A 12,309-nucleotide genomic window follows, 5' to 3' on the forward strand; every position below is an offset into this window, starting at 1 on the left:
CCTTATAAGTTGTTGATCATTTTATGTAATGAATTCAAACCAGACGTTAACTTGCTTATATCGTTTTTGCTTTCAACATTAAGCCTTAGTAATGGTTCTGTGTTTGAAATGCGAACATTAAATCGCCAATCATTCATTTCAATACTAAGACCATCTACATATTCTACCTTGACAGCAAGTGGCGCATAGACCTCTTCCAGCTTCTTTATTATCTCAAGAGCATTATCAACTCTATAATTTATCTCACCACTGCATGGATAGGCTTTAACACGTTCAGCAACTAAACTAGACAATGTGGATTTTTTTAGTGATAGCAAGTTAATTACTAGTAACCAAGGAATCATACCGCTATCACAGTAGCCAAAGTCACGGAAATAGTGATGGGCACTCATTTCACCACCATATATTGCATTCTCACTGCGCATCCGTTCTTTAATAAATGCGTGACCAGTTTTGCTTTGTACTGGTGTACCACCAGACTTTTCAACGATATCAATAGTATTCCATGTCAAGCGCGGATCATGAATGATTTTCTCATGAGGATTATCTACTAAAAATGCCTCTGCTAATAATCCAACAATATAGTATCCTTCGATGAAATCACCATTTTCATCAAACAGAAAACAGCGATCAAAATCACCATCCCAAGCAATACCCATATCAGCATGATAGAACTTTACCGCTTCCGATGTAGCACTTCTATTTTCAGGAAGCAATGGGTTAGGAATACCATTGGGAAAGTTACCATCTTCCTCATGATGAATTTTTATAAACTCAACAGGAACATTGAGGGTATTGAAACGTCGCTCGATAACATCAAGCACATGCCCTGCCGCCCCGTTACCGGCATTCACAACTAGCTTGAGTGGACGTAATTGATGCGGCTTTATATACGTCAGCAAATGATCGACATAAGCATCTAGTATCGATTTTTTAATCAATGTTCCTTGCCGGGAGGATGCAATGAAGTCACCCTTTTCAGCCAATGCTCGAATATCATTCAAACCACTATCACCACTAATTGGACAAGCATCACGACCAACCAGTTTCATGCCATTGTAATCCATAGGATTATGACTGGCCGTCACTTCTATAGCACCATCAATGTCTAACGTAAATGCTGCAAAATAGGTTTCTTCAGTCCCCGTAGTCCCTAAGTCGATGACATCACAACCGGCATCAAGAATCCCTCTTGCAAGTGCTTGCTTTAGGCTTTCGCTCGTGAGCCTAACATCGCCTCCAACAGCAATTGTCGTTGCATTTAGATACTGTGCAGTTGCACGGCCAATACGGTATGCAATCTCAGTGTTCAGCTCATCACCCAGTTTGCCGCGAATATCGTAAGCTTTAAAACAGGTAAGATTCATGATGCCCCCTAAATTAAATTCCTTTTCAATAATCAATGATGTCATCTTCACCTAAATATTCACCCGTTTGCACCTCTAGCATAACTAAATCGATGAGACCTGGATTTTTTAATTGGTGACGATGCCCAGCAGGAATATATGTAGATTGGTTAGCAGTTAGCAAGGCAATTTGATCTTCATAGAAAACCTCTGCAACACCAGATAATACCACCCAGTGTTCATTTCTATGATGATGCATTTGCATCGTTAAGCTAGCCCCAGGTTTAACTTCAAGTCTTTTTATTTTAAAACGCTCTCCCACCTCAAGTAACGTATAACGTCCCCATGGACAATAGACTGTACGATGTATTTTATATGCATCATTATTTATCGTCTTAAGGTGATTATAAATTAATTTTACATCCTGACTACTTTCTTTGTGAGCGACCAATAGAGCATCAGCAGTATCAACAATTACTAGGTTTTCTACACCTACAGCACCAATAACCCGATCCTCGCTCGAAATATAACAATTTGAGGTAGCATGTAAAATTGCATGCCCCTGAACGGTGTTTCCATCGTCATCAGCTTGATGTAGTTCACTTATTGCAGCCCAAGACCCAATATCACTCCAGCCTATGTCACATGGAACTACTGAAACATTTCCTGATTTTTCCATCACGGCATAATCTATCGAGATGTCTGGAACATGGATAAATGTGTCAGGGTCCAGATCAATATGCTTGACCTTTTTACTTTGAACCGAATCGGACTTGTCAAGGCAAGCTTTTGTTGCTATCAATACTTCCGGACAATGCAAGTCCATCTCTGCAATCATTGTACTTGCTTTAAAGCAAAACATACCTGAATTCCAGAAGAAGCGACCGCTTTCAAAGTACTCAATTGCCTTATCCAATGTTGGCTTTTCAACAAAGCGCAAAACCTCTGTACCAAGAGCTTCAATGTAACCATAACCTGTTTCAGGTATTGTGGGTTTAATACCAAATGTGACTAACCGTCCTGCTTTTGCTAATTCAATAGCGCAGGAAACAGCATCATCGAATGCAACTTGCTCTGTGATCAAGTGATCAGCAGCTAAGACCAACAAGACCGCATCATCGCCATATGTATCGCGAGCATAAATTGCTGCAGATGCTACTGCTGCTGCAGTGTTACGGCCATAAGGTTCAAGAATAAATGAAGTCTGAATTTCATTACTATTAACTTCTTTAAATGAATCTAGTGTTTTGAAATAAAGGTCTCGATTAGTAATAGTTAATACTTCACTGACATCTGATAATTTTGCTCCACGTAAAAATGCTTTTTGTAAAAAACTTTGATTATCCGATAGTTTAATGAATGGCTTGGGATGTTGTTCACGTGAAACAGGCCATAATCTTGAACCGCTTCCACCACACATAATAGCAGGAATTAAGACAGTCATAGATACACCATAATGTATTTAATGTGTTGATATGATTTTCAGAAATGTTTAGCTGCCATAAATGGCTTTGCATTTTTATCTTTAAGAGATAATATAGGGAGCATATCACTCTCCCACTCTATTCCTAGTTGCTGGTCATTCCAACATATTGTATGTTCAAAATCAGGTCTATAATAATTGGTTGCTTTATATAAAACTTCTGCTGTTTCTGTTCTAGTTATAAAACCATGGGCGAACCCTTTCGGAATCCACAATTGCCGCTTATTCTCAGCTGATAGATGAACACCGACCCATTTGCCAAAGGTCGGCGAATTTTCACGAATATCCACTGCTACATCAAATACTTCTCCCACAACACATCGCACCAGCTTTCCCTGGGCGTGTGGTGATGATTGATAATGCAGTCCACGCAACACGTTTTTCGAGGATTTAGAATGATTATCTTGAACAAAAGTAACAGGGTATCCTACTGCTTCTTCGAACAGTTTATGGTTGAAACTCTCAAAGAAAAAGCCACGCTCATCACCAAATATTTTTGGCTCAAAAATAAGTACATCAGGTATCGTGGTCTCGATTACATTCATCTTCATATCCATATTTTATTTAGTTTATTTTGCAGGAACGGGTGCATACCCTTAACTCCAACTCATACTTTCGAAACCATCTTTAACAGGTATTGTCCATAAGCATTTTTCGCAAGTGGTGTCGCCAACGTTTTTACTTGCTCTGCATCAATGAATTTCTTGCGATAGGCGATCTCTTCAGGACAAGCGACTTTCAACCCCTGACGGGTCTCGATGGTCTGAATAAAGTTGCTCGCTTCAATCATGCTCTCGTGGGTACCGGTATCAAGCCAAGCATAACCACGGCCCATCATGGCCACCGACAGATTACCTTGTTCCAGGTAGATACGGTTTACATCGGTTATCTCCAGCTCGCCACGGGGCGACGGCGTCAGACTCTTGGCGATCTTGACCACGCTGTTGTCGTAGAAATAGAGGCCGGTTACCGCATAGTTGCTCTTGGGCTCCAGTGGCTTCTCCTCCAGAGAGATCGCGGTGCCCTCTTTATCAAATTCAACCACCCCATAACGCTCGGGATCATGCACATGGTAGGCAAAGACGGTAGCACCGCTCTCTTTGGCCACTGCCGCCTCCAACTGTTTCTGCAAGTCGTGGCCGTAGAAGATGTTGTCCCCCAACACCAGTGCACAGGGGTCTGAACCGATAAACTCTGCACCCAGAATAAAGGCTTGTGCCAACCCGTCCGGGCTTGGTTGAACCTTGTATTGCAAACTCAGGCCCCACTGACTGCCATCACCTAGCAATTGCTCAAAACGGGGGGTATCTTGCGGCGTGCTGATGATCAAAATATCGCGAATTCCCGCCAGCATCAGGGTGCTGAGAGGATAGTAGATCATCGGCTTGTCATAGATAGGCAACAGCTGCTTGCTCACTGCCATGGTTACCGGATAGAGACGGGTGCCTGAGCCGCCGGCCAGAATAATGCCTTTACGTTTGGTCATGATGCTTGTTTCTTATATAGAGGAAGCATGGCTTTAGGCCACCTTTCCGTTTTATCCCTGCCAGCCAGGGAGGCCGTCACTACATCCCTAGCCAGTAATTTACTTGCCAAGGATCTCGGTCAACATCCGCTCCACACCGACTGTCCACTCCGGCAGCACCAGATCGAAGGTGCGCTGGAATTTGCCGGTATCCAGGCGGGAGTTATGGGGGCGTTTGGCCGGGGTAGGGAAGGCGCTGGTCGGCACCGCATTGAGTTGTGTCACCGCCAGTTCAACGCCAGCCTCTCTGGCTTTGGCAAACACCAGCTGGGCGTAGTCAAACCAGGTGGTGGTACCGGAGGCAATCAGATGGTACAGCCCGGCGACCTCGGGTTTGCGCTGCGCCACGCGGAGAGCATGGGCGGTGCAATCGGCCAGCAACTCGGCGCCGGTCGGAGCGCCAAACTGGTCATTGATCACTGACATCTCGCTACGCTCTTTGCCAAAGCACAGCATGGTCTTGGCAAAATTGGCTCCGCGGGCGGCGTAAACCCAGCTGGTGCGGAAGATCAGGTGACGGGAACAAAGTGCGGCCCCTTGCTCACCCGCAAGCTTGGTTTCGCCATAGACGTTGAGCGGGGCGGTTGCATCGGTTTCCACCCAGGGGCGCTCACCGCTGCCATCAAATACATAGTCGGTGGAGTAATGCACCAACCAGGCACCCAATGCTTCCGCTTCTTTGGCTATCGCTGCCACGCTGGTCGCGTTGAGCAGCTCGGCAAATTCACGCTCGCTCTCCGCCTTGTCGACTGCGGTGTGGGCCGCAGCGTTGACAATCACATCCGGCTTGACCAGACGTACAGTGTCGGCCACCCCTGCCGGGTTGCTGAAATCGCCGCAATAGTCGGTGGAGTCAAAATCAACGGCAGTGATGCGCCCCAGCGGCGCCAGTGCGCGTTGCAGCTCCCAGCCTACCTGGCCGTTTTTGCCAAACAGCAGAATATGCATCAGGCACGCACCCCATCATTCTGTGCAATCGAGGAATAGTGTTGCTCAATCCAGGACTGGTAGGCACCGCTCTTGACGTTGCTGACCCACTGCTGGTTATCCAGATACCACTGCACAGTTTTGCGAATACCGGATTCAAAGGTCTCTTGCGGTTGCCAATCCAGCTCTGCGCTCATCTTGGTCGCATCGATGGCATAGCGGCGATCGTGGCCAGGGCGATCCGCCACATAGGTGATTTGCTCACGATAAGAGCCCACCTTCGGCACCATCTCGTCCAGCAGATCGCAGATGGTGTGTACCACCTCCAGATTCTGCTTCTCGTTATGACCGCCGATGTTGTAGGTCTCACCGACCACGCCTGTGGTCGCTACCTTGTAGAGCGCACGCGCGTGATCTTCCACGTAGAGCCAGTCACGGACCTGGTCGCCCTTGCCATAGACCGGTAACGGCTTGCCATCCAGCGCGTTAAGAATGACCAACGGGATTAGCTTCTCGGGGAAGTGGTACGGGCCGTAGTTGTTGGAGCAGTTGGTGACGATGGTGGGCAGGCCGTAGGTGCGGCGCCAGGCACGCACCAGATGGTCACTGGAAGCCTTGGAGGCAGAATAGGGGCTGCTGGGGGCGTAGGGGGTGGTTTCGGTAAAGAGCGGCAATGGCTCACCGGCAGCCACTTCATCCGGATGGGGCAGATCCCCATATACCTCGTCAGTGGAGATATGGTGGAAACGGAAGGCCGCCTTGCGCTGATCATGAAGACCATTCCAGTAAGCGCGAGCCGCTTCCAGCAACATATAGGTGCCGACGATATTGGTCTCGATAAAGTCAGCCGGGCCGGTAATGGAGCGATCGACATGGCTTTCAGCCGCCAGATGCATCACGGCATCCGGCTGGTGCAGGGCAAACACCCGATCCAGCTCGGCACGGTTGCAGATATCCACCTGCTCAAACGCATAACGATCGCTGGTCGATACATTGGCCAAGGATTCCAGATTACCGGCATAGGTGAGTTTATCGAGATTGATAACGGAATCTTGGGTATCACGGATAATATGGCGCACCACGGCAGAGCCGATAAAGCCGGCACCACCGGTCACGAGGATTTTCATAAATATGTATCTCTTGCGAGGCGTTGATATGACATCAGAGAGAGGCTGGCTATCCACTGATGCGTTATTGAAACACCCAATAGACTGCAATTTAACCAGCGCCAACAGCAGCAAAACAATAAATGAACATTATTTGTGCAAATTGCTGAATAATCTCAAGGCTACCGCCCTTGGGTTACAGCCCCCAGTTTGCTGCTTTTAACCAAATTAGGTCTGCTGTTGGTCATCATGTCCTCCAGCATTTTGCTGTCTTGATGGTGTGTAGCACAGCTTTATGGCCCAAGACCAAGAAAGAGCGGACACTACCTATCCAACCCTATAAGACGCAGATTCTATCTTGTTTCCAGCCGAGCTGCACAGCAGAAACTGACTTGCCCCTCACCTCTGAAAAGGAGTCGATAGAAAACCACCTCACGGCGACATAATTTCTCGAAAAGAAGCAGTATTAACTTAATAATTACGCTTAAGTTACCGTTTTTACGGAAAAAAAATAGAGCGACTTTCCAAGTCGCTCTATTTATTACTCAGTCATACCTGATGTATTTGTCTTATTGTGATCTGCCACCCAGAACTTCAGGGGTTACTTTGCTCAGTCACCTTTTGACTCAACTGCTGCAACCATGCGCGCCTCTTTACTCTTGTGGCTAGTGAAGTAACGCATCACCAGCACGAAGAAGAGCGGGACGAAGAAGATGGCCAGCACGGTGGCGCTGATCATCCCCCCCATCACGCCGGTACCGATGGCGTTACGGCTGCTGGCGCCCGCGCCGGAGCTGATCACCAGCGGCAGCACCCCGAGGATAAAGGCAAGCGAGGTCATCAGGATCGGACGCAGACGCAGACGTGCAGCCTCCACCACCGCCTCACCCAAGCCCATCCCCTTGTCGTAGAGCTCTTTGGCAAATTCCACGATCAAAATCGCGTTTTTCGCCGACAAGCCTATGGTGGTGAGCAGACCGACCTGGAAGTAGACGTCGTTCTCCAGCCCGCGCAGGGTGGCAGCCACAATGGCCCCCAGTACCCCGAGCGGCACCACCAGCATCACCGAGAACGGAATGCTCCAGCTCTCGTAGAGGGCCGCCAGACAGAGGAACACCACCAACAAGGAGATGGCGTAGAGCGCAGGCGCCTGTGAACCGGCCTGCCGCTCCTGGAAGGAGAGCCCGGTCCACTCGATGCCCACCCCTTCCGGCAGCTGTTTCACCATCTGTTCGATGGCGGCCATCGCATCACCGGTACTCTTGCCGGGCGCCGCCTCACCGACGATCTCCATCGCCGGCACGCCGTTGTAACGCTCCAGACGCGGCGAGCCGAAGCTCCACTCGGTACTGGCAAAAGCGGAGAAGGGCACCATCTGACCGGCACTGTTGCGCACATACCAGAGTTTCAGATCTTCCGGGTTCATCCGGAAGGGGGCATCCGCCTGCATATAGACCTTCTTGATCCGGCCACGGTCAACGAAGTCATTGACGTAGGACGAGCCCCAAGCGGTGGCCAGGGTGTTGTTGATATCCGCGATGGAGAGCCCCTGCGCCAGCGCCTTCTCGTAATCGATCTTGATATCGAGCTGCGGCGTATCTTCCATCCCGTTCGGACGCACTCGCACCAGGGTGGGATCCTGCGCCGCCATGCCGAGCAGCTGGTTACGCGCCGCCATCAGCTTGTCGTGACCGATACCGCCGCGATCCTGCAGGAAGAAGTCAAAACCGGTCGCCGTACCCAGCTCCGGGATCGGAGGTAGGTTAAAGGCGAACACCTGCGCCTCCTTGATGCTGAACAGATAGCCCATGGCACGACCGATAATGGCATTGGCGCTGCGATCCGGGCTCTTGCGCTCGCTCCAGTCCTTGAGCTTGATAAAGGCCATACCCGCGTTCTGGCCACTACCGGCGAAACTGAAGCCGGATACGGTCAATACGGAGTCAACGTTATCCTTCTCGTTTTTCAGGAAGTAGTCGCGCATGTCCGCCAGCACAACCTCGGTGCGCTGCTTGGTCGCGCCCACCGGCAGTTGCACCATGGACATGATGACCCCCTGATCCTCTTCCGGCAGGAAGGAGGTAGGCATCCGCAGAAAGAGCACTGCTAGTACCGCCAGCATGGCGCCGTAGATCAGGCTGTAGCGCACGCCCTGCTTGATCACCTTGCGCACACCGCTCTGATAGCGGTTGGTACCGGCATCAAAGGCGCGGTTGAACCAGCCAAAGAAGCCGCGCTTGGCACCAAACTCGCCATGTTTCATCGGCTTGAGCAGGGTGGCACAGAGGGCCGGTGTCAGGATCAACGCCACCAGCACCGACAGCACCATGGCCGAGACGATGGTCAATGAGAACTGGCGATAGATGGCACCGGTCGAGCCGCCGAAGAAGGCCATCGGCACGAACACGGCGGAGAGCACCAGGGCGATCCCCACCAGCGCGCCGGTGATCTGGGTCATCGACTTGCGGGTCGCTTCCAGCGGGGAGAGATCCTCCTCGCTCATCAGCCGCTCCACGTTCTCTACCACCACGATGGCGTCATCCACCAGCAGGCCGATGGCCAGCACCATACCGAACATGGTGAGGGTGTTGATGGAGAAACCGAACGCCGCCATCACCCCGAAGGTACCGAGCAGCACCACAGGCACCGCGATGGTCGGGATCAGGGTGGCGCGGAAGTTCTGCAGGAACAGATACATGACGCAGAACACCAGGAAGATCGCCTCGATCAGGGTCTGCACCACCTCCTCGATGGAGATCTTCACAAACGGCGTAGTGTCGTAGGGGTAGACGATCTCCATGTTGGCCGGGAAGTAATCCGACAACTCATTGAGCTTGGCACGCACCTTCTCGGCGGTATCCAGCGCATTGGCGCCGGTCGCCAGCTTGATGGCAACCGCGGCGGTAGACTGGCCGTTGTAGAGCGCATCGGCATCATAGCTTTCGCCTGCCAGCTCGACCCGGGCCACATCTTTCAGCCGTACCTTGGAGCCATCCTGATTCACCCGCAGCAGGATGTCGTTGAACTGCTCCACGGTAGAGAGACGGGTCTGCCCCATGATGGTGGCGGTGAACTGCTGATCTTCCACCGACGGGGTACCACCCAGCTTGCCGAACGCTACCTGGGCGTTCTGCGCCTTGATGGCCGCCTGCACATCCCCCGGGGTCATCTGCACCCGGTTGAGTTTGTTGGGATCGAGCCACACCCGCATCGAGTACTGGCTGCCGAACAAGGTGATATCCCCTACCCCGTCCAGACGACTCAGGGGCTCCTTGATGTTGGAGACCACATAGTCCGCCAGATCGTCATTGTTCATCGAGCCATCGCTGGAGATGAAGGCCGCGACCATCAGGAAGCTGCTGGAGGTCTTCTGTACCCGGATCCCCTGCTGCTGAACTTCTTGCGGCAGCAGCGACATCGCTTGCTGCAGCTTGTTCTGCACCTGCACCTGGGCAATATCGGGATCGGTCCCCGGCTGGAAGGTGAGGGTCACCGACACCCGCCCCGCGGAGTCAGACTGAGAGGACATGTAGAGCAGGTGATCCAGCCCGGTCATATTCTGTTCGATGATCTGGGTCACCGAGTCTTCCACCGTTTTGGCGGATGCGCCCGGATAGCTGGCAGAAATACCGACAGCGGGCGGCGCAATGCTCGGATACTGGGCGACCGGCAGTTTGATGATGGCCAGGCTGCCCGCCAGCATGATCACCAGTGCGATCACCCAGGCAAAAATGGGTCTGTCTATAAAAAATCGAGCCATGAAGCGACTACTCCATCCTACTTGTTGGCCGGGGTGTTGGACGCAGCTTGAGCAGACGCTGCATCAGCACCCTGCTCGGCGGGATTGACCACGGCGCCCGGTCGTACTTTCTGCAAGCCAGCCACGATCACCCGCTCGCCGGAGGTCAGCCCTGACTCCACCACCCAGTTGCTGCCAACGACACGGCTCAGCTGCACGTTGCGCAGCTCCACCTTGTTGTCAGCCGTCACCACCATCACGGTGGCGCCGCCATTGGGGGTGCGAGTCACCGCAGTTTGCGGCACCAGCAGCCCTTGTGCCCGCTCACCCTCCTGCAGGGTGGCGCGCATAAACATGCCGGGCAGCAGCAGCTGATGAGGGTTGGGCACAATCACCCGCAGGGTCACCATGCCGGAGGTCTCATCCACTGTCACATCGGAGAACTGCAGCGAGCCCTCTTCGCCATAAGTGGAGCCATCTTCCAGCTGGAAGGTCACCCTGGCCCCTTTCTGCTCGTCCTGGGTCAACTTGCCCTCGGCGACCAGTCGCTTGAGGCGCAGCAGATCGGCGGTGGACTGACGCACATCCACATACATGGGATCGAGCTGCTGAATGGCAGTCAGGCTGTCAGCCTGCTGGGCAGTCACCAGCGCCCCCTCTGTCACCGCGGATTTACCGATGCGGCCACTGATGGGGGCGGTGATGCGGGTGTAACCGAGATTGATCTCGGCAGTGCGCAGGGCCGCCTTGCTCGCCATGATCTCCGCTTTGGCCTGCTTCCAGCTGGCATCGGCGTCGTCATAGTCCTGACGGCTGATGGATTTGACTTTGAGCAGCTCCTGATAGCGCTGCGCCTTGAGGCGGGCACTCTGCTCGTTAGCCTCGGCCTTGGCCAGATTGGCCTTGGCGCTGGCAACCGCCGCCTGATAGACAGCCGGGTCGATCTGATAGAGCAGATCGCCCGCCTTCACATCGCTTCCCTCGGTAAAGAGGCGCTTGAGGATGATGCCGCTCACCTGCGGACGCACTTCAGCCACCCGCAACGGGGCGCTGCGGCCAGTCAACTCGGTGGTCAACATCAGCGGACCGCTCTGCAGGGTCACCACGTTGACCGCCGCGGGGGGCATGCCGCCCTGTCCCTGGGGTGCGCCCCCCTTGTCACCACAACCTGCCAGCAAGCCTGTAGCCAAGAAGGCAAGACCAACAGAACGAGCAAGAATATGTTTATGCATGAAACACCTGAGCCTTTGCCAGTCAATGAACAATCAGGGCCGCATGGGCCCTGTTGGTAAATAGTCGAAAGATGAGGCAATATACATACATTCATAAATGTATGTAAGTGACTTTTTGCTTGCATGAGGCACAAATTTCGATGGCCAGACGAACCAAAGAAGAGGCGCAGCAAACCCGCTGCCACATCATGAGCACGGCGCTGGATCTGTTCTGCTCTCAGGGCCTGGCCAAGACCAGCCTGACCGACATCGCCAGGGCGGCAGACCTGACCCGCGGGGCCATCTATTGGCATTTCAAGAACAAGGATGAACTCTTCATTTCGCTCTGGCAGGAGCTCTGCAGCCCCCTTGCCCACCAGCTCGATGCCTGCCTCAATCCAGATGAGCCGGATCCGCTGGGGCAACTGCGCCTCTTCTTCGAAGGGGTGCTCCACAGCTTCATTCACAATCCGGCCCAGCGGCAGATGTTCACCATCCTGTTCAATCTCGAATCGCTGGAGGGGGAAGCCATCTCACTGCGCGAACATATCCGCAGCCAGTCCGCCAACTTCTTTCGGGACCTGGAGACCACCCTGGCCAACGCGGTACGGCGGGGCCAGCTGCCCGCCAACCTCAACCTGCAGCGCGCCGCCACCCTGCTCCACTGCACTCTGGATGGCTACATAATCAACTGGCTCCACTTTCCGGGGCGGATCGACCTGCAGGGCGAATCCGCCTTTATGATAGAGAGCATGTTCACCATGCTGGCCCAGCCCCACGGGCCTGCCTGCGGCCGCTAACCGGCTCCGGCAACTTCCTCACATCCAAATCGGGGCCTGACCGCGTGCTTTGGCAGTCAGGCCCCGATTTGTTACCCTGTGCGCCCCCTGCTTGAGGTAACCCCTGTGCCACACTCTGACTCCATCCCCGCTTCCCGGCCATTTAACGACCGGCACGCTCACGTTCGAGCTG

Annotated in this window: 9 protein-coding genes; 1 reads left to right on the forward strand and 8 read right to left on the reverse strand. The window is 52.8% G+C overall.

The window, feature by feature from the left end; genetic code table 11:
- Positions 1–2 precede the first annotated feature (2 nt).
- The 8 genes from G5287_RS01755 to G5287_RS01790 form a co-directional block, all read right to left on the reverse strand.
- Positions 3–1,412, reverse strand: a complete 1,410-nt coding sequence (locus G5287_RS01755) for a phosphomannomutase CpsG (protein WP_302055988.1) — start codon at positions 1,410–1,412, stop codon at positions 3–5.
- A complete protein-coding gene (locus G5287_RS01760; RefSeq protein ID WP_227340933.1) occupies positions 1,393–2,790 on the reverse strand; it encodes a mannose-1-phosphate guanylyltransferase/mannose-6-phosphate isomerase in 1,398 nt (465 codons plus the stop codon). Before G5287_RS01760 ends, G5287_RS01755 begins: the two co-directional genes overlap by 20 nt.
- A 38-nt stretch (positions 2,791–2,828) precedes the next feature.
- On the reverse strand, positions 2,829–3,374 hold the full coding sequence (rfbC, locus tag G5287_RS01765) for a dTDP-4-dehydrorhamnose 3,5-epimerase (RefSeq protein WP_216954296.1): 546 nt from the start codon (positions 3,372–3,374) through the stop codon (positions 2,829–2,831).
- Between the two features lie 62 nt (positions 3,375–3,436).
- On the reverse strand, positions 3,437–4,315 hold the full coding sequence (rfbA, locus tag G5287_RS01770) for a glucose-1-phosphate thymidylyltransferase RfbA (RefSeq protein WP_216954298.1): 879 nt from the start codon (positions 4,313–4,315) through the stop codon (positions 3,437–3,439).
- A 99-nt stretch (positions 4,316–4,414) separates the two neighbouring features.
- Positions 4,415–5,302 carry a dTDP-4-dehydrorhamnose reductase gene (rfbD, locus tag G5287_RS01775; protein ID WP_421230687.1) on the reverse strand — a complete coding sequence of 296 codons (888 nt, stop codon included), beginning with the start codon at positions 5,300–5,302 and terminating at the stop codon, positions 4,415–4,417.
- A complete protein-coding gene (gene rfbB / locus G5287_RS01780) occupies positions 5,302–6,408 on the reverse strand; it encodes a dTDP-glucose 4,6-dehydratase (protein ID WP_227340935.1) in 1,107 nt (368 codons plus the stop codon). The genes rfbD and rfbB overlap by 1 nt, the downstream gene beginning before the upstream one ends.
- 589 nt (positions 6,409–6,997) lie before the next feature.
- The gene (locus G5287_RS01785) at positions 6,998–10,147 is read right to left on the reverse strand and encodes an efflux RND transporter permease subunit (protein WP_421230688.1); all 3,150 of its coding nucleotides are present in this window, start codon (positions 10,145–10,147) and stop codon (positions 6,998–7,000) included.
- A 17-nt stretch (positions 10,148–10,164) separates the two neighbouring features.
- Positions 10,165–11,358, reverse strand: coding sequence for an efflux RND transporter periplasmic adaptor subunit (locus G5287_RS01790; RefSeq protein ID WP_421230689.1), 1,194 nt, complete (start codon positions 11,356–11,358; stop codon positions 10,165–10,167).
- Between the two features lie 140 nt (positions 11,359–11,498).
- Here G5287_RS01790 and G5287_RS01795 point away from each other — a divergent pair, with 140 nt between their 5' ends.
- Positions 11,499–12,137 carry a TetR family transcriptional regulator gene (locus tag G5287_RS01795; RefSeq protein WP_005359187.1) on the forward strand — a complete coding sequence of 213 codons (639 nt, stop codon included), beginning with the start codon at positions 11,499–11,501 and terminating at the stop codon, positions 12,135–12,137.
- Positions 12,138–12,309 lie beyond the last annotated feature (172 nt).

The organism is Aeromonas sp. 603079, assembly GCF_049172135.1.
GTDB lineage: Bacteria > Pseudomonadota > Gammaproteobacteria > Enterobacterales > Aeromonadaceae > Aeromonas > Aeromonas veronii.